This window comes from Bacillus sp. ISL-39, from assembly GCF_018613295.1.
In the GTDB taxonomy this organism is placed as follows: Bacteria; Bacillota; Bacilli; order Bacillales; family Cytobacillaceae; genus Mesobacillus.
This window is the reverse complement of the sequence record NZ_JAGGQM010000002.1, coordinates 411631-436002: the sequence shown is the minus strand read 5'-3', so window position 1 is coordinate 436002 and position 24372 is coordinate 411631. Positions and strand designations below refer to the sequence as shown.

Here is a 24372-nt window from a genome sequence, read left to right as displayed (position 1 = left end):
TTCCAGAGGAGGAATATAATGATAAAGAAATATACATGCCAAAACGGTGTAAGAATTGTACTAGAACAAATCCCAACTGTCCGTTCGGTGGCAATCGGAGTATGGATCGGAACAGGCTCCCGTAATGAAAACCCAGAGAACAATGGAATTTCCCATTTTCTTGAGCATATGTTCTTCAAAGGCACCAAAACAAGGACTGCAAGAGAAATCGCAGAGTCCTTTGACAGCATTGGCGGCCAGGTGAATGCATTCACTTCCAAGGAATATACATGCTATTACGCGAAGGTATTAGATAATCATGCCCCATACGCACTAGAAGTTTTAGCTGATATGTTCTTTAATTCTACTTTTGATTCCGAGGAATTGAATAAAGAGAAGAATGTTGTGAACGAAGAAATCAAGATGTACGAAGATACACCTGATGATATCGTCCACGATTTGCTTAGCCAGGCAGTTTACGGAGATCATCCGCTTGCGTATCCAATCCTTGGAACGGAGGAAACGCTTCAAAGTTTTACCGGAGAAAAGCTGGAGCAGTATATGCATGATACTTACAGACCGGAAAATGTAGTCATATCCATTGCCGGTAACGTTCCGGAATCTTTCATTAAAAACGCAGAAGATTTCTTTGGCTCATATGAAGCAAGCAAGGAAAAGATGGATAATGAGAAACCTGAATTCCATGCAACACATGCTTCCAGGAAAAAGGAAACTGAACAAGCACACCTTTGCCTGGGTTTCGAAGGCTTGCAGATCGGCCACTCTGACGTCTATAGCCTGATCGTCTTGAACAATGTACTGGGGGGCAGCATGAGCAGCAGGCTGTTCCAGGAAGTACGTGAACAGCGCGGCCTAGCTTACTCTGTGTTTTCCTATCATTCGGCGTACCAGGATAGCGGTATGGTGACAATTTATGGCGGGACGGGAGCAAATCAGCTGAACGTTTTATATGAAACAATCCAGGACACTCTTTCGAAGCTGCGTGCAGAAGGAATTACGGAAAAAGAACTCAACAACAGCAAAGAACAGCTTAAAGGCAGCCTTATGTTGAGTCTTGAAAGCACAAACAGCCGTATGAGCAGGAATGGAAAAAATGAACTTCTGCTTGGAAGACATCGCTCCCTTGATGAAATAGTCGAACAAATCGATCAAGTGACCAAGGATAGTGTCGATGGAATGGCCAATAGGATCTTCACGGACAAATATTCTGTTTCCTTGATCAGTCCAAATGGCGAACTGCCAAATTTATAATATCTTCCCAAAACAGCAGTTTCCATGTGAAACTGCTGTTTTTATTTAAAGATACATTTAGCCATTCCAGTTACAGCGGGAAGGCAGAAAGAGGAGCATGTTCTTGACAGGTTTAGTCTTTGCACATGAAAAGCTGTCAAGAAAACGAAGGAATCGTGACAGGATTGGTCCATTCACCTGAAAGCTGTCAAAATAACCAGCGATCATGATAACAATTCCCCCTTTTTTCAAGGATATGTATTCTAAAAAACCTCCTGGATTGATACATATAGAGTAAGGACAAAGTGACAGGGGGTGCCAAACATGAAATTAAGTGAACTTGGCGGGAAAGAAATCGTCGATGCGAAAAGGGCAGAAAGATTGGGCGTGCTCGGACAGACTGATCTGGAAATTAATGAACGTTCTGGACAAATAGAAGCATTGATTATTCCATCTTTAAAATGGTTCGGTCTCCGCAAACAATCCGGAGAGGTTCGGGTTCCATGGAAGCATATAAAGAAAATAGGTACCGACATGATTATCATTGACATTCCTGATGACGAAGAGTAAAAGCGGGCGTAAAGCCGGCTTTATTTTTTATGACTGTGTAATTTTAAAACAAAGTTAATCTTAAACAAAGATTTCTGCGCTGGCCATAGGGCCGGCGCTTTTCTTTTATGGAAAGCTCACCTATTGCAAGTTTGATACATATGATGTTGAAGTAGTTCAATTTGAATGAAATATATATTCCAGGATTAATGGAAAAGAAGGTGATTGTTCTCATGCTGACAGGAATGCAAATCGCAGTTATCGGCGGTGATGCGAGACAGCTGGAGATTATTCGCAAGCTGACAGAGCTTGATGCAAAGCTTTCTTTAATAGGCTTCGAGCAGTTGGACCATGCTTTTACAGGTGCCTCAAAAGAAAAGATAGATGAAGTTGATTTTTCCGTCCAGGACGCTTTAATCCTGCCTGTGCCAGGAACAAGTCTGGAGGGTCAGGTCGAAACGATTTTCTCGAATGAAAAAGTAGTCCTCAACAAAGAAATGCTTGAAAAGACACCGGAACATTGCACAGTTTATTCAGGCATCAGCAACACATATTTGACTGGTATCACAAAGCAGGCTAACAGGAAACTTATACAGCTGTTCGCTCGTGATGATGTAGCAATATACAACTCGATCCCGACTGTCGAAGGAACGATCATGATGGCGATCCAACATACAGATTTCACCATCCACGGCTCGAAGGTAGCCGTTCTTGGGTTGGGCAGAGTTGGTATGAGTGTGGCGAGGACCTTCCATGCCCTTGGTGCTAAGGTGAAGGTCGGAGCGAGGAAAAGTGAGCACATAGCAAGGATTACGGAAATGGGATTAGAACCATTCCTTTTATCTGAAATAGGCAAGGAAGTTACAGATACCGATATTTGCATCAATACGGTTCCTCATCAAATCGTTACAGCCTCTGTTATTTCGAGGATGCCAGCTCATACTCTGATCATTGACCTTGCATCCAAACCAGGTGGAACGGATTTTCGCTATGCGGAAAAGCGCGGAATTAAAGCACTGCTTGCACCGGGATTGCCGGGAATCGTTGCCCCGAAAACTGCAGGACAAATATTGGCGAACGTTCTTTCTCAGCTGCTTATGGAAGACTTTAAAAACCGAAAGGAGAAAGAAGCATGAGTTTAAAAGGGAAAAAGATCGGATTTGGATTAACAGGCTCGCATTGTACGTATGATGCTGTGTTTCCTGAAATTGAAAAGTTGGTGAATGCAGGAGCTGAAGTTTTACCGGTTGTCACATTCACTGTTAAAAATACAGAAACACGTTTTGGCAAGGGAGAAGATTGGGTACAGCGGATTGAGGAACTTACCGGGAATAATGTGATAGACTCAATTGTGAAGGCCGAACCTCTTGGTCCCAAGATACCGCTTGATTGCATGGTCATTGCCCCGCTGACAGGCAACTCAATGAGCAAGTTTGCGAATGCAATGACAGATTCACCAGTCTTGATGGCTGCTAAAGCGACCTTGAGGAACCAGAAGCCCGTTGTCCTTGGCATATCGACGAACGATGCTTTGGGGTTAAATGGTGTTAACCTTATGAGACTAATGGCAACGAAGAACATTTATATGATTCCTTTTGGCCAGGATGATCCGGTCAAAAAGCCAAATTCGATGGTAGCGAGAATGGAGATGCTTTCCGAGACAATCATGGAGGCGATGAATGGCAAGCAGCTCCAGCCAGTGCTGGTCGAGCGTTATAAGGATAATTAATTCTGTAAGTTAGTCCCGAAGATAACGGGCAAAATTTTGCTCTAAATGCTCTAATTTCAACTGGAAACGCTTTTCTCCGGCAGTGAAGCAAAATGTTTCTTTTCTTAATGATTGATTATGATAAAATATAGGATAATATACTAGGCGGTTATTTCTATTGGACCGCCGTTTTACTTATGGTTCAAACAACCTCAGCAAACATGCGGGGATATAAAAACGATAATGGTAGTGGAAGGGGAAACAGCAATGTCAGAGAGAAAAGGTTACCGTATAGCAGTAGTGGGAGCAACAGGAGCAGTAGGTCATCAGATGATCCAAACGCTCGAAAGCAGGGATTTCCCTGTATCAGAGCTTTTATTGCTTTCATCATCAAGGTCAGCTGGTACAAAGGTTCAATATAAAGGAAAAGAGATAACAGTACAGGAAGCGAAGCCAGAAAGCTTCGAAGGTGTGGATATTGCTCTGTTCAGCGCTGGAGGAAGTGTTTCAAAGGAGCTGGCACCGGAAGCAGTCAAACGCGGCGCAATCGTTGTTGATAACACAAGTGCATTCCGTATGGATGAGAACACTCCGCTTGTCGTGCCCGAAGTTAATGAGGAAGATTTGCATTCTCACAATGGTATTATCGCTAATCCGAACTGCTCTACGATCCAGATGGTTGTAGCATTAGAGCCATTACGTAAGAAATTCGGCCTGGATAAGATTATCGTATCGACGTACCAGGCAGTATCAGGTGCAGGGGCAGCAGCAGTCGAGGAGCTAGAGGAACAGACTCAGGCAATCTTGAACGGGGAAGAATATGAACCAAAGATTCTCCCGGTTAAGTCAGCGGAAAAGCACTATCAGATTGCGTTCAATGCTATTCCGCAAATCGATACATTCGTAGATAACGGATTCACATATGAAGAAATGAAAATGATCAATGAAACTAAAAAGATCATGCATATGCCTGGGCTGCAGGTTGCTGCAACATGCGTGCGGCTCCCGGTTGGAACTGGTCATTCAGAGTCAGTATATATTGAAATTGGCCAGGATGGCGTTTCCGCAGCTGAAGTAAAGGAACTTTTGGCAGATGCACCAGGAGTTGTCCTTCAGGATGATCCTGATCAGCAGCTGTATCCAATGCCTGCATTCTGTGTTGGCAAAAATGATGTTTTTGTGGGCAGAATCAGGAAGGACCTGGACAATGAAAAGGGCTTCCATATGTGGGTCGTTTCTGACAATCTGTTAAAAGGTGCTGCATGGAACTCAGTCCAGATTGCTGAAAGTCTTGTGAAGCTTGGATTGGTAAAGTAGAAGATAATTGTATTAAATGACAGAACTACTGAGGTGTTACGATGAAAATAATCGTTCAAAAATTTGGCGGTACATCTGTCCGGGACGAACAAAGCCGCAGCCAGGCGATGGGCCATGTTAAAAAGGCGATCGCTGATGGGTATAAAGCGGTTGTGGTAGTCTCTGCGATGGGAAGGAAGGGAGACCCGTACGCAACTGATACCCTCCTCAGTCTGCTAGGAGGAAGTGACAGCAAAATCAGCAAGCGTGAGCATGATCTCCTGCTGTCATGCGGAGAAACGATTTCCAGTATCGTTTTTACCAATATGCTGCTTGAGAACGGCATAAGTGCGACGGCCCTTACAGGTGCACAGGCAGGATTCAGGACAAATAGCGAGCATACGAACGCGAGAATCCTTGATATGAAATGCGACCGATTGTTGAGGGAACTTGATCAGTTCGACGTTGTCGTCGTGGCTGGCTTCCAGGGTGCAGCAAAAAATGGAGACGTGACAACAATCGGCAGGGGCGGCAGTGATACATCTGCTGCAGCGCTTGGTGCAGCGTTAAACGCTGAATGGATTGACATATTTACCGATGTCGAGGGAATCATGACTGCTGACCCAAGGATTGCAGAAAACGCAAGGCCTCTTTCCGTGGTCACTTATACTGAAGTTTGCAATATGGCTTACCAGGGAGCAAAGGTAATCCACCCTCGTGCAGTAGAAATTGCCATGCAGGCAAAAGTTCCGATTCGAATCAGGTCCACCTATTCGGAAGGTCTCGGTACGCTGGTTACTGCGCTTAATCGTGAGAATAAAGGGACAGACATCAAGGAACGGCCTGTGACAGGAATTGCGCATGTTTCAAATGTAAGCCAAATCAAGGTATTTGCTAAAAAAGACCAATACAATTTGCAATCTGAAGTTTTCAAGGCGATGGCAAATGAAAACATAAGCGTTGATTTTATCAATATTTCTCCAAATGGAGTGGTATACACAGTCTTGGATGAGATGACGGACCGGGCGGTAAAGGTATTGGAGGGGCTGGGGCACACCCCGCAAATTGAGAGACATTGCGCAAAGGTCTCCGTAGTCGGAGCTGGAATGGCAGGAGTCCCAGGGGTAACTTCGAAAATCGTTACAGCTTTATCAGAAAAGGGCATTCGCATCCTTCAGTCCGCTGACAGCCATACAACCATTTGGGTATTAGTCAAACAAGAGGATTTAGGAAAGGCAGTAAATGCATTGCATGATGCCTTTCAGCTCGAAGAGGAAACAGCAGATTTCGAGCGTCATGATATATAAAAAGATTTTGCTTCCCAGTCTCGGCTGCCGGAAGCCTTTCAGAAGAGGAGTGAACAGTAATGGTTCAATTCGGAAGAGTATCCACAGCAATGGTGACCCCATTTGATCATAAAGGTCACATTGATTTCGCTAAAACGACCCAGCTAGTAAACCATTTGATTGATAACGGAACAGATTCGCTTGTTGTTGCAGGCACAACTGGTGAATCCCCGACTCTATCTAAAGAAGAGAAAATCGCATTATTCCGGCATGTCGTGAAGGTTGCAGACAAGAGGGTTCCAGTAATTGCAGGAACAGGCAGCAATAACACATATGCGACCATCGAACTGACTAAAAAAGCGGAAGAGATTGGTGTAGACGCGATTATGATCGTAGCACCTTACTACAATAAGCCGAACCAGGAAGGATTATACCAGCACTTTAAAGCTGCAGCAGCAGCTACATCCCTCCCTGTAATGGTTTATAATATTCCAGGGAGGTCAGTAGTCAACATCCTGCCTGAAACGGTGATCAAATTGGCTGAAATCCCGAACATTGTAGCAGTAAAGGAAGCGAGCGGCGACCTCAATGCTATGACTAAAATCATCGCAAATACACCAGAGGATTTCCTTTTATATAGCGGGGATGACGGATTGACTCTCCCTGTCCTTGCCATCGGAGGTACTGGAATTGTATCTGTAGCTTCACATGTGATTGGAAATGAGATGCAAGCAATGGTCGATGCTTTCTTCAGCGGAAGAAATGCGGACGCAGCAAAATTGCACCAGCGCCTGCTCCCAATCATGCAAGGACTCTTCGCCGCACCAAGTCCGGCACCTGTTAAAACGGCATTGCAGCTGAAAGGGCTAGATGTCGGTTCCGTTCGTTTGCCAATGGTACCATTGACAGAACAAGAAAGAACAGCAGTAGCGAAATTATTTGAATAGAAGAAAAGGCCAGCCTCATGTAATGAAGGTTGGCCTTATTTTATATGAAAGTAAAAACAGAGTCGTTGCATTGCCCGAAAACTAAATTCAAAATCCAATCGGTAAAAGCTGGAACCTTGAACATAGAGAAAGGTCAGCATCATACTTTTGACACGAATGAATATTGTTGTAAAGGATTTCTGCCATCAAGTATAATGATTTTAACTGATTGCGTTCGGGAGCTAACAACATAGGAGGAGCAGGAGATTGATTACGAAAAACGAAAGTATTAAAATCATTCCACTTGGCGGAGTTGGGGAAATCGGCAAGAATATGTACATCACCGAAGTAGACGGTGATATTTTCGTGGTTGACGCAGGATTAATGTTTCCTGAGGATGAGATGCTTGGAATTGATATAGTCATACCCGATTTAACATATTTGATATCGAATAGCCACAGGGTTAAAGCGATTTTCCTAACGCACGGACATGAAGACCATATTGGGGCATTAACATATGTTTTACGAAAAATAAATGTCCCCGTTTACGGAACGAAATTAACTATTGCCCTTTCCAAAGAGAAGATGAAGGAGCAGGAATTTACTGGATCTGCTGATTTTCATGAAATTCATGCGGACTCAGTATTGGATTTTGACAATGTTTCTGTTTCCTTTTTCAAAACCAATCATAGTATCCCTGATTCAGTAGGCGTCAGCATTGATACTTCAGAAGGCGCAATCGTACATACAGGGGACTTTAAATTCGACCAGGCTGCTGGACCACTGTACAAACCAGAAGTCGGCAAGATGGCAGCAATAGGTGAAAAAGGTGTTCTTTGCTTGCTTTCAGACAGTACAGAGGCTGAAAGACCAGGGTATACACCATCCGAATCAACCGTCGTTGCTGAACTGTCCAATGTTTTTTATAATGCACAGGGCAGGATCATTGCTGCTTGCTTTGCTTCTGACCTAAACAGGATCCAGCACCTCTTTAATAGTGCATCGGCAAATGGCCGCAAAGTAGCGGTGGCAGGCAATAGCTTAAAGCGTGTGTATGATATTGCATTGCAACTCGGCTATTTACAGGTGGAAGAAGACTTAATTATATCGGTAAATGATTTAAAGGATTACGAAGATGATCAGGTTGTTATTTTAACCACGGGAAGCCAGGGCGAGCCGATTGAAGCTTTGCAGAAGATGGCTAAACAAGTTCATCCACAGGTGAATATCCGGGAAGGGGACACAGTCCTGTTTGCTGCGTCTCCACTGCGGGGAAGTGAAGTATTTATTTATAAGACGATGGATATGCTTTACCGTGCCGGTGCGAATGTTATGTCTGGCAAAAAAAGTGCTCAGGTTTCAAGCCATGGAAGTCAGGAAGAATTGAAATTTATGATTAATCTGATGAACCCGAAATTCTTCATTCCTGTTCATGGCGAATACAAAATGTTAAAGGCTCACAAAAAGCTGGCACAATCATGCGGGATTTCAGAGGAGAATATTTTCATTCCTGACCGTGGTGACGTAATAGAAATTTCTGGCGGGAAACTTAAGTCCACTGAGAAGGTTCCGGCAGGGAATACATTGATTGACGGAATCGGGGTTGGAGATGTAGGCAATATTGTTCTCCGGGACCGAAGACTGCTTTCGCAGGACGGCGTTTTAATTGTAGTCGTTACACTGAATAAAGCAGACAGAAAGATTGCAGCCGGACCTGAAATTATCTCGCGCGGTTTCGTCTATGTCCGTGAATCAGAAAAGCTGATGGCGGAATCTTCTGCGCTTGTAAAAGAAATCGTAGAGAAAAATGCAGAAAAAGCGTTATTTGATTGGAATAGTCTTAAACAGGACATCCGTGATTCATTGAATCAATATTTATATGAAAAAACAAAACGCCGCCCAATGATCATGCCGATCATAATGGAGGTTAAATAATCACAAAAGGTACTGGCTTGATGCCAGTGCTTTTTGTTTTACCATCTCATGTCACTTCTCTGGTCTGGAATGAAAATGCTTATGATGTTCATACTAAAATTATCATGCCTGAAGGGAGCATAAAAAGATGGATATTGATATGAATAAATTCAGTTCAGAAAACCAGGAAGGACAGCAAGGGGATAAGGAGAACAAACCGTCTGGCCTTCTTGAGAAAATACAGCAGCTTGGACAAACGAATGTACCCCAGCTGTCTCAGGATTCGAAGATCCATTGTTTGACGATTGTTGGCCAAATCGAAGGGCATATGCAGCTTCCGCCTCATAATAAAACGACGAAATATGAACATTTAATTCCACAAATTGTCGCAATTGAACAAAACCAGAATATTGAAGGCTTGCTTGTTATCTTGAATACAGTTGGCGGGGATGTAGAAGCAGGGCTGGCGATATCGGAAATGCTGGCTTCACTTTCGAAGCCGACAGTATCTATCGTACTGGGTGGCGGCCATTCAATAGGTGTGCCTATTGCGGTTTCCTGTGATTATTCTTTCATTGCGGAGACAGCAACAATGACTATTCATCCGATCAGGTTGACTGGACTCGTCATTGGTGTTCCGCAAACTTTTGAATATCTAGATAAAATGCAGGAAAGAGTCGTGAATTTTGTTACAAAGCATTCCAATATTGCTGAAGAAACATTCAAAGAGCTGATGTTTGCCAAAGGGAACCTGACGAGAGACATTGGAACGAACGTGGTCGGCCATGATGCGGTGCAAACCGGTCTTATCCACGAAGTCGGCGGCATAGGACAGGCAATGAGGAAGTTAAACGAATTAATTGATATGAATAAACAAAAGTCAGAAGTGATTGTACAATGATCCTTTATACGATGATGCCACAGGAACAGGTCTTCCCTCCAAATGAAGAGGGAGCTGTAAACCAGATAATGATAAATTATAATGGAATTCCTATCATGGCTGAATGGACAGAGAATCACGAGTACCGGGTAATCAGGGTTATGAGTACCGATCCAAATCACTATATGGAACCTTCATGTTTACCGGGTTCAACTATTTCACTATCGTAGTTAAAACTTCTCGGAAAATTTTTACTTGCACGGAATAGAAAATCCGTCAGGCAGTTGCGGAATAAGTTTAGATACCTTTTGAAATAGCTAAGAAAACGATTGTCCCGTTTCACCTCGCAAATATGATATAATATGGATACACTCAGCATTGGCAGCCGATAGGGCTGCTTTTCTTCCTTCATAAGAAAGTATAAGCTTTTAACTAAGATTCCTGTCTAGCTCTAGCGCCTAGCACCTCGAGACGATTGTCTAGTGTTGCCTCCTAGAAACTTCGAAACTTCAGCCCCGCCGGAAGAAGCAAAGTGCTTCTTTGTCGGAGTCTCCAGTTTCTGCGTTTCTGGGCAGTCGGCTATACATTTCTATTTCGGTCCGCCCAATGAAGTCAAAGAGCGACTTCACTGGTCGACCCTCCGTGGCACACGATGTGCTAGACCCGCCAGCCACAGGACGTGGCGCTTTAAATCGGACAGCGCTTGTCGGGGCTGGACAAGGCGCTTGCGCTTTTCTTATAAGTTTGAAGAATGGACTCATTGTTTATGCTGATAGTGAAGCTATAAATATTCAGGTGATAAAATGGCCAAAAAGAAAAGACGGCAATCAAGAAAGAAGAGTGCATTGAAAGCAACAGTTCAATATGAACTTGCCGGGTTAGCATTGCTCGCATTGGCCATCATAGCGATGGCGGATTTGGGTGCGGTTGGAAGGGCGGTCGTGATGTTTTTCCGCTTTTTCTTCGGAGAATGGTATATGCTCAGCCTGGTCGGGCTGGTCGTGTTCAGTATTTATATTATGTGGAAACGAAGCCTGCCCTTCATTTTCAATACCAAGTTGATTGGTACATATCTGATTGTCAGTGCAATCTTGTTATTAAGCCACGTGACGTTATTCGAACTATTATCCAATGGAGGAAAGTTTGAGGATCCAAGTGTCATTAAAAATACATTTGATTTATATGTCATGGAGGCAAAAGGAGAGACAAGCACAACAGACCTTGGTGGCGGGATGATCGGGGCTGTGATGTTTGCGCTGTTTTATTTTTTGTTTGATGCAGCTGGCTCCCAGTTGATTGCGTTTCTGTTGATCATTATAGGCGCGATTCTCGTTACAGGGAAAACCTTTAGTGAAGTTGCCGGAAAAATACTTACACCCATCGGCAGTTTTATCAGTGACCAATGGATTTCATTCATTGAAGATGTGAAGCAATGGAAAGAAAATCACCAGCATAAAAAGACGGAAAAACTGCAGGGAAAGCAAGCTAAAAAAGAGAGCAGCCAGGCAGTTTCCCAGGAAGCGCCAGTTGAAAAAACAATTGAACTTACTGATGAGCCGGCTCCGGAGCCAATCATATCCAGCTTTGCTGAGCGAGCCTATGCAAACACTGCTGAAGCACAGCCACAGGAGGCGGAGAAGAAGGCTAAAACCGGAACGGACAATGGTGATGTTGGTGAAGACTTGACACAATCTATTACATTTACTGAGGTAGAGAATACCTCATATGAGCTTCCGCCGATTGATCTATTGAAGCTGCCGAATAAAACCGACCAGAGCGGCGAATATGAAATGATTCATGCCAATGCAGCCAAGCTTGAACGGACCTTCCACAGCTTTGGTGTAAAGGCGAGGGTTACCCAGGTTCACCTTGGACCTGCTGTTACAAAATATGAAGTCCACCCAGATGTCGGTGTCAAGGTCAGCAGAATTGTAAGTTTGAACGATGATTTGGCATTGGCTCTGGCTGCGAAGGATATCAGGATCGAAGCCCCTATACCCGGAAAGTCAGCCATTGGAATCGAAGTACCTAATTCCGAGGTGGCCATGGTTTCTTTACGGGAAGTTATTGATTCCAAACAGCACAACAAACCTGGATCAAAACTTCAAATTGGATTAGGGCGCGATATTACCGGAGAAGCAGTACTGGCAGAATTAAACAAAATGCCTCACCTTCTTGTTGCCGGTGCCACCGGTAGCGGAAAAAGTGTATGTATTAACGGGATTATTACCAGTATTCTGATGAAAGCAAAGCCTCATGAAGTCAAATTGATGATGATCGATCCAAAAATGGTAGAGTTGAATGTTTATAATGGGGTACCACATTTGCTGGCTCCTGTTGTGACTGATGCGAAGAAAGCATCCCAGGCACTCAAAAAAGTGGTCAGTGAAATGGAAAGGCGCTATGAGCTTTTCTCGCACACTGGAACAAGGAACATAGAAGGCTACAATGAATATATTAAGAGGTACAATAGCGAGGAAGAAGCGAACCAGCCTTTGCTCCCATTCATTGTCGTAATCGTGGACGAGCTTGCTGACTTGATGATGGTAGCATCATCTGACGTCGAAGATTCGATTACACGTCTTGCACAAATGGCCCGTGCTGCGGGAATCCATCTGATCATAGCTACGCAGAGGCCGTCTGTTGATGTCATTACAGGGGTAATCAAAGCGAATATTCCTTCAAGAATTGCATTTGCAGTATCTTCGATGACAGATTCAAGGACGATTCTTGATATGGGCGGTGCTGAGAAGCTGCTCGGTAGAGGTGATATGCTATTCCTGCCTGTAGGGGCGTCCAAGCCAGTCAGGGTGCAGGGAGCTTTCCTCTCGGATGAAGAGGTTGAAGAGATTGTCAACTATGTGATTGGCCAACAGAAGGCGCAATATCAGGAAGAAATGATTCCTGAAGATATACCTGAGAATACGTCAGAGGTTGAGGATGATTTGTACGGTGATGCCGTAGACCTTGTGGTGGAAATGCAGACAGCTTCTGTATCCATGCTGCAAAGAAGATTCAGGATTGGGTACTCTCGTGCAGCAAGACTGATTGATGAAATGGAGCTGAGAGGTGTCGTTGGGCCCTATGAAGGAAGCAAGCCGCGTACCGTCCTGGTGGCTAAGTCCGAAGAGGCATAACCTCATACGTTTATAAAAGACAAAAGTCGGGTGAAGACACCCGGCTTTTGTCTTTCTTTAGGAAATAACTCCTATCGAAAAAATAATAGTGTCATACTATTAAAACCGCTTACAAAAAAGTATTATACCAAAAAAATAGGTTTTTCGTCCCGGAAAAAGTGACAATTTTGGTTATTCTAGCTTTTTTCGACAAAATGATGAAACTCTATTTATTTATCTTAAAAAAAGTGTTATAGTATTTTCGATTAGTAGGAATGCTATACATCAGATGTCTGATGTCTTGAGCAAAAAGGTTGGAGGAACGCCTCATGTCGATCAAGTCAGATAACCGGCACCTGTATTTACAAGTAATCGATCACCTTAAGCAAGATATTCAAAAAGGTATATATAAAGAAAGAGAGAAATTGCCTTCTGAATTTGATCTTGCCAAACAGCTTGGAGTTAGCAGGGCAACTCTCCGCGAAGCATTGCGAATTCTTGAAGAAGAAAACGTCATTGTTCGCAGGCATGGTGTAGGAACCTTTGTCAACGCCAAACCCTTGTTTGAGTCAGGTATCGAACAGCTTAACAGCGTGACTGGCATGATTGAGCAGGCAGGGATGAAGCCTGGTACAATCTTTTTAAACTCAACGACTACTGGGCCAACCGAAGAAGATATTCGTCGTTTCTCATGTTCGCTTGATGATGAAATCACACTCGTTGAAAGGGTCAGAACTGCAAACGGGGAACCAGTTGTCTATTGTCTGGACAAGATTCCTTCAAGTATCCTGCCGGAAGATTCTTCTTTTGAAGATGAATCATTGCTTCATCTTCTTGAGATTAAATCGAACCGGAAGGTGACATATGCAGTAGCTCAGATCGAGCCAATTGGCTATCATGAGAAGATTTCACCCATCCTTGAATGCGCGCCGGAAACAGCATTGCTTGTTTTAAAACAGATGCATTTCGACGAGAACGATGTTCCAATTCTTTATTCGGTCAATTACTTTAAAGCCGACAAGTTCAGTTTTCATGTCCTTAGAAGAAGAATTTAATTTTTTTAATGAAATGAAAACGCTAACTGATTGGTTTTTCAGAACATTCCTGCGAAATCACAAACATTCTCTGGGGGGTACAAACCTTGAAAAAGCGTAAATTTGGTTTGGTAATGTCATTGCTTTTAGCGGCAGGTACAATGTTGGCAGGTTGCGGAAGCGACGAAGGCGGCAGTTCTAATGGCAAGGAGTCAGACTTAAGAGTAGGTATGGTTACTGACGCAGGTACGATTGATGATAAATCTTTCAACCAGGGTACTTGGGAAGGAATCCTGAAAGCTGAGGAAGAACTTGGCGTAAAGACAAAGTACCTTAAGCCAGCTGGAACAACTGAAGCTGAATACTTAAAAGAAATCGGCAACTTATATGATGCAGAATATAAGTTTATTATTACACCGGGCTTTAAATTCGAAACAGCAGTATTCCAAGCCCAAGATAAATATGAAGATGCTAAATTCGTCATCATTGACGGAAACCCACACAATGGAGACTTTAATCCAGTCGTAAAAGACAACACTGTTGCTGTATTCTTTGCTGAGCATGAGTCTGGATTCCTTGCTGGTGTAGCAGCAGCGGTTGAATTGAAAGAAGGCGAAGCAGGCTTTATCGGTGGTATGGAAATTCCGGCAGTACAAAAGTTCAACTGGGGCTTCCAGCAGGGACTTAAGTATGCAAACGAAAATCTTGACACAAATGTAACAATGAAAGCTGAGAACGTTGTATATCAAGGTTCATTTGATAACGCTGCTGCTGGTGGACAAATCGCGGCTCAATTCTATGATCGCGGCGTAGATGTCATCTTTACTGCTGCTGGTGGTGTTGGTGTTGGTGCGATCAACGAAGCGAAGAACCGTGCTAAGGCCGGAGAAAATGTCTGGATCGTTGGTGTTGACGTTGACCAGTTCGAAGATGGTAAGTACGATGGCGACAAGTCCGTTATCCTTACTTCAGCAATGAAGAAGCTAGACCAGGTTGCTTTCGACATGGTCCAAGCTGAAATAGATGGCAAATTCCCAGGTGGAGAAACATTAACATTTGATGCAAAGAACGATGGTATTGGTCTTCCTGAGAAAAACCCTAACCTAAGCGAAGAAACTATGGGCAAGGTTAAGGAAGCTTACGACAAGATTAAATCAGAAGAAATCAAGGTCTCTGCTGAACAAGGAGATTTATTTAAGTAAAAAAGTGCAAAAGAGACGGTTCCTTCCGTCTCTTTTGTCTATCAAACCCGGTACGGAAAAAATTGCTAATTTTAAAATGTATGTTCGATTGATTTTTCGTATTGATAAAGAAATGTACAGCTCCAGAGCCTGGCTTACACAAAATCGGCCTGCCAGAACAACACGGCCAAATCTTGTGAAGCTGACCAAGGCGCTTACGCTATTCTTAATAGGTATAGAGTCTAATACAAAGGTGAGTGCTACTATGAGTTATGTAGTTGAGATGTTGAATATCCGGAAAGAGTTTCCGGGTATCGTAGCCAACGATAATGTTACCCTTACCCTAAAAAAAGGGGAAATACATGCACTATTAGGTGAAAACGGTGCAGGGAAGTCAACCTTGATGGGTGTCCTGTTCGGCATGTACCAGCCAGAACGAGGCATAGTAAAAGTTAATGGCCAAGAAGTAAAGATTACCAATCCTAACGTTGCCAACCGTTTGGGAATCGGGATGGTCCATCAGCACTTTAAGTTAGTCGAGAATTTTACTGTTACCGAAAACATCATTTTGGGCAGTGAGCCACTTAAGGGCATGGTGCTTGATATTGATAAAGCAGCAAAAAGAATTGAAGAATTATCAAAGCATTACGGTTTGAATGTTGACCCGCATGCGAAAATCGAAGATATCTCAGTAGGTATGCAGCAAAGAGTCGAGATTTTGAAGATGCTTTATCGTGAAGCAGATGTTCTGATTTTGGATGAGCCAACAGCTGTTTTAACACCAGCAGAAATTGATGAATTAATGAAAATCATGCGCAATCTTATTAAAGAAGGCAAGTCTATTATTATTATCACTCATAAACTGAAAGAAATTAAAGCGGTTGCTGACCGTTGTACGGTAATCCGCCGTGGTAAAGGCATTGGCACTGTCAATGTGGCAGAAGCAAGTGAGGCTAGTCTTGCAGAAATGATGGTCGGACGTCAGGTCTCTTTTAAAGTGAATAAGAAAGAAAGTACTCCTGCTGAGGTAGTACTTAAAATAGATTCTTTGTCTGTCAAAAATAATAGAAAAGTAATGGGATTAAAGGACTTTTCACTGGAAGTTCGAGAGGGAGAAATTGTTGGTATTGCCGGCGTTGAAGGTAATGGCCAGACAGAGCTTGTAGAAGCAATCACTGGTTTAAGGAAAGCAGAGTCCGGGTCAATCCTTATTTATGGTGAGGAAATCACTAATCTTCCAATCCGTCAGAGAAATGAAAAAGGCATCAGCCACATTCCCGAAGACAGGCAAAAGCGCGGTCTTGTACTGGATTACTCGCTTGTCTCAAACATGGTGCTCCAAATCTATAATAAGAAGCCTTTCTCTAAGAATGGATTATTAAATGTGTCCGCTATGAAAGCGTATGCTCAAAATATACTGACGAACTTTGATGTGCGTTCAGGTGAAGGTGCTGCATCGATTGCCAGAACACTATCTGGTGGTAACCAGCAAAAAGCAATTATCGGAAGAGAGCTGGAACTTGATCCAAAGCTATTGATTGCGGTTCAGCCAACACGCGGTCTTGATGTTGGGTCAATTGAATACATCCATAAAAGGATTATTGAACACCGTGATAAAGGCAACGCAGTTTTGCTGATTTCATTGGAACTTGATGAGGTTTTACAGTTATCAGATCGTATCGCGGTTGTAAACAATGGTGAACTGGTAGGAATCGTAAATGCAGCTGAAACTGACGAAAATGAAGTTGGTCTAATGATGGCAGGCGTGTCTAAGGAGAGAAGCATATGAGAAATACCATCGTATCTTTAATATCCATTATTCTAGGTTTGGTAGCCGGAGGCATTTTGATGCTGTTCATCGGCAGCAATCCGATCGAAGGCTATTCCTATTTGCTTCTAGGAGCACTGAAGAATCTGGAGCGTATCGGTAATACTTTGGCAACAGCAACTCCGCTTGTATTCACTGGTTTGTCTGTCGCTTTTGCATTCCGTACTGGTCTTTTTAACATTGGCGCTTCTGGCCAGATGCTGGCAGGGGGACTTGCTGCAACAGCTGTCGCCTTAACTTTCGATCTATCCGGACCCATGAACCTTTTGGCTATGGTACTGGCAGGTTTGATTGCAGGTGCTTTATGGGCATTCATTCCTGGTTTGCTAAAAGCAAAATTCAATGTTCACGAGGTTGTTTCCACAATTATGATGAACTGGATTGCCTACTGGACGATTTACTATATTGTCCCGGGGTATTTCAAGGGTGAATTCCTTGAGACAGAATCTAAGAAACTCGCAGAATCAGATACTTTGAGGACGCCATTCTTAACTGAAATGTTTGATGGTTCTTATATCAACCTGGGTCTGTTCCTTGCAGTCATTGCCGTTATTATCATTGCCTTTATCATTGATAAGACGACATTGGGCTTCGAGTTGAAAGCCGTTGGTTTTAACCGATTTGCTGCAGAATATGCAGGTATGAAAGTTAACCGTAACATTATCCTATCCATGTTAATTTCAGGTGCACTTGCGGGTGTTGGCGGGGTAGCGTTGTATACAGGGAACGCTTCTAGTATTCAAATAGGTATTCTGCCTTCACAAGGTTATGACGGCATCGCGGTAGCCCTCCTTGGTGCCAACCATCCTGTAGGGGTATTCTTCGCGGCGGTACTGTTCGGGATTTTATACTCTGGTACAGGATTCATGAACGCAATGACGGAAATTCCACCTGAATTGGCAAACACCATTATCGCGATCATTATTTATTTTGCTGCAACAAGTGTTATGATTGAGCGTCTTTTGAACAAATTCAAGGCGAAAAAATCGAACAAAGAAGATAAAAGTGGTCCTGTAGTCGAGAAGGGAGATTCATAAGATGTGGTCAATAATAGAACAAATTTTTCCTTACGCGATTATCTTTACAATTCCTCTTCTAATTACGGCGCTTGGCGGACTTTTTAGTGAACGAAGTGGTATTGTTAATATTGCCCTTGAGGGATTGATGGTCATTGGAGCCTTTTCTGGCGCACTGTCCATCCATTACCTGAGCGGTGTATTGGACAACCACACATTGGTACTCTGGCTTGGATTGCTGGCTGCTGTACTTGCTGGTGTGCTTTTCTCCATCTTGCATGCTTTTGCCAGTGTTAATCTTAATGCCAATCAAATTATCAGTGGTACGGCAATTAACCTGATTGCCACTGCACTGACAGTGTTCCTTGCAAGGAATATTACTGGTAGTGGAAACATTCGGATCTCAAGCGGTTTTTCACCATGGGATGTTCCTTTCCTTTCTGATATACCTGTAATAGGAGATTTATTTTTCACAAAGACATATCCAACAACATGGTTGGTATTGATTATTCTTTTCGCAAGTTCATTCATTTTATATAAAACAAAGTTTGGACTGCGTTTGCGCTCCTGTGGCGAATTCCCGCAGGCTGCAGAAGCAGCAGGGATCAATGTCAGGAGAATCCGTTACAGTGGGGTACTGATTTCTGGAGCTTTCGCCGGTCTTGGCGGAGCGTTGATTATCGTCACACAGTCAGGTGAATTCACAGGAACCGTTGCAGGTCTTGGCTTCCTGGCACTTGCTTCCTTGATTTTCGGTCAGTGGAAGCCGCTAGGTGTGCTTGCAGCGACACTCTTCTTTGGATTTGCCAGTACGATTGCAAACGTGTCTCAAGTAATTCCTGAGCTTGCTGTAATTCCACCAATCTTATTGAAGATTTTCCCTTATGTAGTGACGCTGATCGCACTCGTAATCTTCTCCAAATCATCACAAGCTCCAAAGGCTGTTGGAGAAACTTTTGATAGTGGGAAACGTTAATACTGTTTACTGTGAAAAGAGGTACCTCAAAAGGGTGCCTCTTTTAATATTTGTTAATGCCCAATATTGTGTTAAGTCCCTGTTGATTGTAGTGGAAGAGACTTAAAGAATCAGTTGATAATATCTTAAAAATTTGAACATTCTTTTTAGAATTCATCTTCCATATGTGTTAATATAAAGGAAAAGTTTGCTAAAAATAAAATCGTCAAGAGGGCATGCGCATGAAGCTATCATTATATATGGACGATCGAGAAACGGAAAAAATCTTTTCTTATTTACGCTGGATATTCTTGCTGGTAGGGATTCTATTATTCTATTTTCCCCCATTGGCGGACAGGCTGAATTTTACGAAAGAAACATTTCCTTTATTGCTGTCACTAGGATTTGTCTACATGACCGTAGCCCAGGTTGCTTTGCTAAAAATGTCAGCGGGAAACGAGTATTTCAATTTACTTACAAAGGCCGGCATCGTTTTCGATTATATTGCGTTAATGTGGCTGCTTGCATTGACAAATGGAGTCATGTCCCCGCTTTTTCCGATTGCTTATTTGGTCGTTATGCATGCGACCATTTATTGGCGGACGAAAGGGGCAATTTTATCTTCGATTTCGTTAACAATAGGATACATAACTATTTTTGCCGTACAGGCTCAATTTGACTTTAATACAACATTTGTCTTTATTTTAAATCTTGTTTTCATATGGATCATTGGTGTGTTTGGATCATTGATCGTCATACGTGAAAGGAAGCATTTAAAACAGAAAGAGATTTTTCATGAACTGATGTTCACTGACTATTTAACAGGCTTATATAATCATCGCCATTTCCAGGAACAATTAAGGGTTTTGGCAAGTGCACGGCAAGACTTCCTGCTGGTAATGGGAGATATTGATCACTTTAAGCAAATTAATGACCAGTTCGGACATTTAGCGGGTGATGAAATTTTGAAAAAAATTGGAAGCATCTTTCAAGAACTGGCGGCTGAATATGATGCGCAAGCTTTCCGTTATGGCGGAGAGGAATTTGCCTTTCTATTGCCTGCTATCGAGGAACCAGAACAAATCCGCTTTTTTGATGACCTCTACGAAAGATTATCTGCTGAAAAATTCAGTGAAGAATGCAAGAGTGTCACAATGAGCTTTGGTATAGCTTCTTTAAAAGGGTCCGTCTTGCCGGATAAACTTCTTGGTTACACTGACCAGCTTCTATACAGCGCAAAAGCAAACGGAAAAAATCAGGCTAACTTTGAATCTGGTTATACATATTTTTATTCACGGGCAAAAGATGAAATCGCTGCTTCTAGACAATAAAAGCTTCCCAATGGGGAAGCTTTTGCCATATTGACTGCCAGTTCCTTGAATAAGACTTAATGTGAAAGGTATAGTTAGAGTATATTTATAGGAATATTAAATATAGACTTCACAACGTATACATAAAAAGAAGAATGTTTTATTTTCATCAATAATGTGAAGAAGAAAGATTGTAAGCAAGTCCTGTTGTATAAATAAAGGAGGATTTCAATGGCTGTCATTTCAGAAAGCATTAAGGATATGAAGGGCTACAAGCTCCATATCGTCAAAACCGAAAAATTCAAGACAAATACAATCGTTTGGAAAATGAAGGCGCCGCTTACGAGTGAGGATGTAACAAAACGGGCGCTGCTTCCGTATGTTCTGCAAAGCAGTTCCAAGGCTTACCCAACGACTTCGAAGTTTCGATCTTATCTTGATGAGCTTTATGGAGCTAATTTATATGTAGATGTTTCAAAAAAGGGAGAATATCAAGTCCTCAGTTTTTCTCTTGAAATTGCCAATGAAAAGTTCCTGAGCGACCCTGACCCTTTGCTGAAAAAAGGATTGCAATTGATGGCGGAGATACTTGTGAATCCGCTGGCTGAAAATGAAACTTTTGACAAAGAGACAGTTGATAAGGAGAAACGTACATTAAAACAGAGAATCCAGGCTGTCTATGATGATAAGATGCGATACTCTAATTTCAGGCTCGTCCAGGAAATGTGCAAAGATGAACCATATGCACTCCATGTCAATGGCGAGATTGATGATATTCCGCAAATAGACGAGAAAAATCTCTACGAATATTACCAAAAAGCATTTGCGGAAGATGAGCTTGACCTGTTTATTATCGGGGATGTTGATGAGGCGGAAGTCCAGTCGTTTGCCCAGGAACTCCTGCAATTTGACGAGCGCACACCCAAGCTTGTTGAGACTTCGAAGGGTGCTGACGTTGAAGAAAAAACCGTCAAGGACCATGAGGATGTTAAGCAAGGTAAGCTTAATATCGGCTACAGGACAAATGTCCTTTATGGAGATAAGGATTATTATGCACTCCAGGTGTTCAATGGAATTTTCGGAGGCTTTTCACATTCAAAACTATTCTTGAATGTGCGGGAAAAAAATAGCCTGGCTTACTATGTCGCCAGCCGACTTGAAAGCCATAAAGGTTTGATGATGGTCATGTCGGGCATTGAATTTGAAAATTTTGAACTGGCCGTAAAAATAATCCGTGAACAAATGGAAGCCATGCAAGCTGGCGATTTTAGCGACCAGGAAATCGAACAGACAAAAGCTGTAATCGAAAACCAGATGCTTGAAACAATGGATACGGCAAGAGGGATGGTAGAGGTCCTGTATCATAATGTTGTATCACGTCAAAATGTCAGCCTCGATGACTGGCTTCAGGGCATGAGTAAAACCAAAAAAGAAGAAATCGTTGATGTAGCCAAAAAGGTGCAGCTTGATACGGTTTACTTCTTAACTGGATTGGAGGCGGACAAATAATGGAGAAGATTACCTTTGAACAGCTCCAGGAAGAAATGTACTTTGAAAAGCTGAATAACGGACTGGATGTGTATATCCTTCCAAAAAAAGGCTTCAATAAAACATATGCTACATTTACAACGAAATACGGTTCGATCGATAATCACTTCCTTCCTCCAGGAAAGAATGATTTCGTGAAGGTGCCTGATGGAATTGCCCATTTCCTTGAGCATAAATTGTTTGAAAAGGAAGATGGAGACGTATTCCAGCAATTCAGCAAGCAAGGTGCTTCGGCGAACGCATTCACATCATTCACGAGGACTGCGTATTTGTTTTCCAGTACATCCAATGTAGAAAAAAACTTGGAAACGCTGATCGACTTTGTTCAAGAACCTTATTTTACCGAGAAGACAGTTGAAAAGGAAAAGGGGATCATCGGGCAGGAGATAACAATGTATGATGACAACCCTGATTGGAGACTGTATTTTGGCCTTATACAGAATATGTATAAAAACCATCCGGTCAGCATCGATATTGCGGGTACAATCGAGTCTATTTCCCATATAACAAAAGATATGCTGTATGAGTGCTATGAGACTTTTTACCATCCAAGCAATATGCTGTTGTTCGTTGTGGGTCCTGTTAACCCTGATGAAATCATGGGCTTGATAAAAGAGAACCAGGGCAAGAAGGTATACAAAAACCAGCCTGAAATCAAGCGGAGTTTTGATGAGGAGCAGGCAGGGGTTGCTGAGAAGAAACAGGTTCTTAAAATGAATGTCCAGACGTCCAAGTGCCTGGTTGGAATCAAGGCTGCAGACCCAACTGAATCGGGCAGGGAGATGCTCAAAAAAGAGCTTTCCATCAATGTGATGCTTGATATCCTCTTTGGCAAGAGCTCAGAAAACTATACTCAATTGTATGGCTCAGGCTTGATTGATGATACCTTTTCGTACGATTATACAGAGGAGCAGGGCTTTGGCTTTGCGATGGTTGGCGGCGATACAAACGAGCCTGATGTCCTCGCAAGCAAGCTTGAAGCCATGCTGTTGGATGCAAAGGACGGGCGAGGATTGACAGATGACAACCTTGAAAGAACAAAAAAGAAAAAAATTGGAGCTTTCCTCAGGGCGGTCAATTCACCTGAGTATATTGCTAACCAGTTCACACGCTATGCATTCAATGAAATGGACCTGTTTGATGTTGTGCCGGTGCTTGAAAGCCTTACACTGGACGATCTTAGGCAGGCTGCCAGCAAGCTGATTGCTGAAGAACGATTCACAGTCTGCCAGGTAGTCCCAAAGGATAAGCAATAAAACAGCATTTCATTTATGCGCCGGTCCTTGCCGGCGCATTATTTCAAGAGAGTATTTGGAGAGGGGAAACATGAAAAAATTCGCACTCGTTACAGGAGCAAGTGGGGCGATCGGAAAGGCGATTTCCACGAAGCTTGCAGCTGAAGGTTATTCGCTTTATTTGCACTTTAACAAGAACGCAAAAGGGATGGAGGAACTTGTCGGCGAGATTCAACACTTTGGCGGAGAATATATACCGATCGGGGCAGATCTTGCCTCAAAAACAGGCTATTTGGATTTAGCGGCAAACATTTTCTCCATTGATGCGATTGTACATAATGCAGGTAATGCCCTTTATGGACTTCTTGAAGATTTGGAGGAGGCGGAAGCAGAGGAACTTATCCAGATTCATTTAACATCGCCTTTGATGCTGACCAAAGAGCTTATTCCTAAATTGCGGCAAAAAGAAAGAGGGAGTATCGTCGTAGTATCATCAATATGGGGGCAGACAGGCGCATCGTATGAAGTGGCTTACTCGGCAGTGAAAGGAGCCCAAATAGCTTTTGCCAAAGCGTTGAGCAAAGAACTGGCAAGCTCAGGGATAAGGGTGAACGCCGTAGCTCCAGGAGCGATTCAGACTCCTATGGTTGAAGACTTTTCACAGGAAGAGATCAAGGCCATCACCGATGATATTCCTTCAGGCCGTTTGGGAAAAGCTGACGAAGTGGCAGATAGTGTTGAATTCCTCCTGTCTGATAAATCCACCTATATTAACGGGCAGGTCCTGGCAGTTAACGGTGGCTGGCTGACATGATGCATATGTGACAATTTTTCAAAACATGAACCGTTATGAATAATTATGGGAGTACGTATGCAAAATAACCTTGTACTATTTCAGACAAGGAGGTTGTCAATATGTCCGTACTGGATAACTGGAGTCAATGGAAGGATTTCTTGGGAGATCGCCTTCATCAGGGGCAGGAACAGGGTTTGAACAAAGAAGTCGTGGGAGACCTTGCCTACCAAATTGGGGACTATCTTGCCAAGAATGTCGACCCTAAAAATGAGCAGGAAAGAGTACTTGCAGACCTGTGGTCAGTTGCAAGTCCTGACGAACAGCATGCCATCGCAACAATGATGGTTAAATTGGTTCAGAACAACGGTTCTAATTAATAAGTGGGATTTGAGAGGGGACATACAGCTTCCTCTCTTTTTTTTACGCTCTTTTCGTAAAATTTGTTGCTTTCTTAACCAAAAGTAAAAACTCGCACCTGGGTGTTTACGTGTAATATTGCGCTCATGGTTCAGAAGTCTCCTCGTAAAGAGCTTTATTTATCGACGCAAAGAGGAGTGCATTCCA

At 42.9% G+C, this 24372-nt stretch carries 22 protein-coding genes; 21 read left to right on the top strand and 1 reads right to left on the bottom strand.

Translation table 11 applies throughout. The annotated features are described in order from the left end of the window. Positions 1-18 precede the first annotated feature (18 nt). Positions 19-1251 (top strand): M16 family metallopeptidase, encoded by a 1233-nt coding sequence (locus J7E37_RS03990; protein WP_215022628.1) that lies wholly within the window; start codon positions 19-21, stop codon positions 1249-1251. Positions 1252-1308: 57 nt separating this feature from the next. Here the strand turns inward: J7E37_RS03990 and J7E37_RS03985 are convergent, their stop codons facing one another. Continuing rightward, positions 1309-1458 (bottom strand): hypothetical protein, encoded by a 150-nt coding sequence (locus J7E37_RS03985; protein ID WP_215022627.1) that lies wholly within the window; start codon positions 1456-1458, stop codon positions 1309-1311. 96 nt (positions 1459-1554) lie between these two features. On the opposite strand from J7E37_RS03985, the gene J7E37_RS03980 reads away from it, so the two are divergent. The 20 genes from J7E37_RS03980 to J7E37_RS03885 all read left to right on the top strand — a co-directional run bounded on the left by J7E37_RS03980 (position 1555) and on the right by J7E37_RS03885 (position 24185). Next, entirely contained in the window at positions 1555-1800 is a 246-nt protein-coding gene (locus J7E37_RS03980) for a YlmC/YmxH family sporulation protein (protein WP_167832858.1), read from the top strand. 212 nt (positions 1801-2012) lie between these two features. After that, the gene (gene dpaA, locus J7E37_RS03975; protein WP_215022912.1) at positions 2013-2915 is read left to right on the top strand and encodes a dipicolinic acid synthetase subunit A; all 903 of its coding nucleotides are present in this window, start codon (positions 2013-2015) and stop codon (positions 2913-2915) included. Beyond that, the gene (locus tag J7E37_RS03970) at positions 2912-3508 is read left to right on the top strand and encodes a dipicolinate synthase subunit B (protein ID WP_214777080.1); all 597 of its coding nucleotides are present in this window, start codon (positions 2912-2914) and stop codon (positions 3506-3508) included. The genes dpaA and J7E37_RS03970 overlap by 4 nt, the downstream gene beginning before the upstream one ends. Before the next feature lie 246 nt (positions 3509-3754). Beyond that, complete coding sequence (gene asd, locus J7E37_RS03965) at positions 3755-4804, top strand: aspartate-semialdehyde dehydrogenase (protein ID WP_215022626.1); 1050 nt, start codon at positions 3755-3757, stop codon at positions 4802-4804. Between the two features lie 41 nt (positions 4805-4845). After that, a complete protein-coding gene (gene dapG, locus J7E37_RS03960) occupies positions 4846-6090 on the top strand; it encodes an aspartate kinase (RefSeq protein ID WP_214777076.1) in 1245 nt (414 codons plus the stop codon). Positions 6091-6149: 59 nt separating this feature from the next. Further along, a complete protein-coding gene (gene dapA / locus J7E37_RS03955; protein WP_214777074.1) occupies positions 6150-7016 on the top strand; it encodes a 4-hydroxy-tetrahydrodipicolinate synthase in 867 nt (288 codons plus the stop codon). A gap of 246 nt (positions 7017-7262) precedes the next feature. Further along, entirely contained in the window at positions 7263-8930 is a 1668-nt protein-coding gene (locus J7E37_RS03950) for a ribonuclease J (RefSeq protein WP_215022625.1), read from the top strand. 127 nt (positions 8931-9057) lie between these two features. Next, complete coding sequence (locus J7E37_RS03945; protein WP_251009431.1) at positions 9058-9810, top strand: ClpP family protease; 753 nt, start codon at positions 9058-9060, stop codon at positions 9808-9810. Beyond that, positions 9807-10019, top strand: coding sequence for a YlzJ-like family protein (locus J7E37_RS03940; protein ID WP_214777070.1), 213 nt, complete (start codon positions 9807-9809; stop codon positions 10017-10019). Before J7E37_RS03945 ends, J7E37_RS03940 begins: the two co-directional genes overlap by 4 nt. Positions 10020-10592: 573 nt before the next feature. After that, positions 10593-12926 (top strand): DNA translocase FtsK, encoded by a 2334-nt coding sequence (locus J7E37_RS03935; RefSeq protein WP_215022624.1) that lies wholly within the window; start codon positions 10593-10595, stop codon positions 12924-12926. A 308-nt stretch (positions 12927-13234) separates the two neighbouring features. Beyond that, complete coding sequence (locus J7E37_RS03930) at positions 13235-13960, top strand: GntR family transcriptional regulator (RefSeq protein WP_192473241.1); 726 nt, start codon at positions 13235-13237, stop codon at positions 13958-13960. A gap of 86 nt (positions 13961-14046) precedes the next feature. After that, complete coding sequence (locus J7E37_RS03925; RefSeq protein ID WP_251009430.1) at positions 14047-15141, top strand: BMP family lipoprotein; 1095 nt, start codon at positions 14047-14049, stop codon at positions 15139-15141. A 244-nt stretch (positions 15142-15385) separates the two neighbouring features. Then, the gene (locus J7E37_RS03920) at positions 15386-16909 is read left to right on the top strand and encodes an ABC transporter ATP-binding protein (protein ID WP_215022622.1); all 1524 of its coding nucleotides are present in this window, start codon (positions 15386-15388) and stop codon (positions 16907-16909) included. Next, complete coding sequence (locus J7E37_RS03915; RefSeq protein ID WP_214777064.1) at positions 16906-17985, top strand: ABC transporter permease; 1080 nt, start codon at positions 16906-16908, stop codon at positions 17983-17985. The genes J7E37_RS03920 and J7E37_RS03915 overlap by 4 nt, the downstream gene beginning before the upstream one ends. Before the next feature lies 1 nt (position 17986). Continuing rightward, complete coding sequence (locus J7E37_RS03910) at positions 17987-18940, top strand: ABC transporter permease (protein WP_215022620.1); 954 nt, start codon at positions 17987-17989, stop codon at positions 18938-18940. Between the two features lie 221 nt (positions 18941-19161). Next, complete coding sequence (locus tag J7E37_RS03905; RefSeq protein ID WP_214777062.1) at positions 19162-20250, top strand: GGDEF domain-containing protein; 1089 nt, start codon at positions 19162-19164, stop codon at positions 20248-20250. 210 nt (positions 20251-20460) lie between these two features. After that, positions 20461-21738 carry an EF-P 5-aminopentanol modification-associated protein YfmF gene (gene yfmF, locus J7E37_RS03900; protein WP_215022618.1) on the top strand — a complete coding sequence of 426 codons (1278 nt, stop codon included), beginning with the start codon at positions 20461-20463 and terminating at the stop codon, positions 21736-21738. Continuing rightward, complete coding sequence (gene yfmH, locus J7E37_RS03895; protein WP_215022617.1) at positions 21738-23033, top strand: EF-P 5-aminopentanol modification-associated protein YfmH; 1296 nt, start codon at positions 21738-21740, stop codon at positions 23031-23033. Before yfmF ends, yfmH begins: the two co-directional genes overlap by 1 nt. A 70-nt stretch (positions 23034-23103) precedes the next feature. After that, a complete protein-coding gene (gene ymfI, locus J7E37_RS03890; protein WP_215022616.1) occupies positions 23104-23826 on the top strand; it encodes an elongation factor P 5-aminopentanone reductase in 723 nt (240 codons plus the stop codon). 101 nt (positions 23827-23927) lie between these two features. After that, a complete protein-coding gene (locus tag J7E37_RS03885; RefSeq protein ID WP_215022615.1) occupies positions 23928-24185 on the top strand; it encodes a DUF3243 domain-containing protein in 258 nt (85 codons plus the stop codon). Positions 24186-24372: the final 187 nt, after the last annotated feature.

Bases quoted from the DNA above. Each gene is read 5' to 3' on its own strand.
- J7E37_RS03990 (WP_215022628.1), top strand. From the start codon at position 19: ATGATAAAGAAATATACATGCCAAAACGGTGTAAGAATTGTACTAGAA.
- J7E37_RS03985 (WP_215022627.1), bottom strand. From the start codon at position 1,458: ATGATCGCTGGTTATTTTGACAGCTTTCAGGTGAATGGACCAATCCTG.
- J7E37_RS03980 (WP_167832858.1), top strand. From the start codon at position 1,555: ATGAAATTAAGTGAACTTGGCGGGAAAGAAATCGTCGATGCGAAAAGG.
- dpaA (WP_215022912.1), top strand. From the start codon at position 2,013: ATGCTGACAGGAATGCAAATCGCAGTTATCGGCGGTGATGCGAGACAG.
- J7E37_RS03970 (WP_214777080.1), top strand. From the start codon at position 2,912: ATGAGTTTAAAAGGGAAAAAGATCGGATTTGGATTAACAGGCTCGCAT.
- asd (WP_215022626.1), top strand. From the start codon at position 3,755: ATGTCAGAGAGAAAAGGTTACCGTATAGCAGTAGTGGGAGCAACAGGA.
- dapG (WP_214777076.1), top strand. From the start codon at position 4,846: ATGAAAATAATCGTTCAAAAATTTGGCGGTACATCTGTCCGGGACGAA.
- dapA (WP_214777074.1), top strand. From the start codon at position 6,150: ATGGTTCAATTCGGAAGAGTATCCACAGCAATGGTGACCCCATTTGAT.
- J7E37_RS03945 (WP_251009431.1), top strand. From the start codon at position 9,058: ATGGATATTGATATGAATAAATTCAGTTCAGAAAACCAGGAAGGACAG.
- J7E37_RS03940 (WP_214777070.1), top strand. From the start codon at position 9,807: ATGATCCTTTATACGATGATGCCACAGGAACAGGTCTTCCCTCCAAAT.
- J7E37_RS03935 (WP_215022624.1), top strand. From the start codon at position 10,593: ATGGCCAAAAAGAAAAGACGGCAATCAAGAAAGAAGAGTGCATTGAAA.
- J7E37_RS03930 (WP_192473241.1), top strand. From the start codon at position 13,235: ATGTCGATCAAGTCAGATAACCGGCACCTGTATTTACAAGTAATCGAT.
- J7E37_RS03920 (WP_215022622.1), top strand. From the start codon at position 15,386: ATGAGTTATGTAGTTGAGATGTTGAATATCCGGAAAGAGTTTCCGGGT.
- J7E37_RS03915 (WP_214777064.1), top strand. From the start codon at position 16,906: ATGAGAAATACCATCGTATCTTTAATATCCATTATTCTAGGTTTGGTA.
- J7E37_RS03910 (WP_215022620.1), top strand. From the start codon at position 17,987: ATGTGGTCAATAATAGAACAAATTTTTCCTTACGCGATTATCTTTACA.
- J7E37_RS03905 (WP_214777062.1), top strand. From the start codon at position 19,162: ATGAAGCTATCATTATATATGGACGATCGAGAAACGGAAAAAATCTTT.
- yfmF (WP_215022618.1), top strand. From the start codon at position 20,461: ATGGCTGTCATTTCAGAAAGCATTAAGGATATGAAGGGCTACAAGCTC.
- yfmH (WP_215022617.1), top strand. From the start codon at position 21,738: ATGGAGAAGATTACCTTTGAACAGCTCCAGGAAGAAATGTACTTTGAA.
- ymfI (WP_215022616.1), top strand. From the start codon at position 23,104: ATGAAAAAATTCGCACTCGTTACAGGAGCAAGTGGGGCGATCGGAAAG.
- J7E37_RS03885 (WP_215022615.1), top strand. From the start codon at position 23,928: ATGTCCGTACTGGATAACTGGAGTCAATGGAAGGATTTCTTGGGAGAT.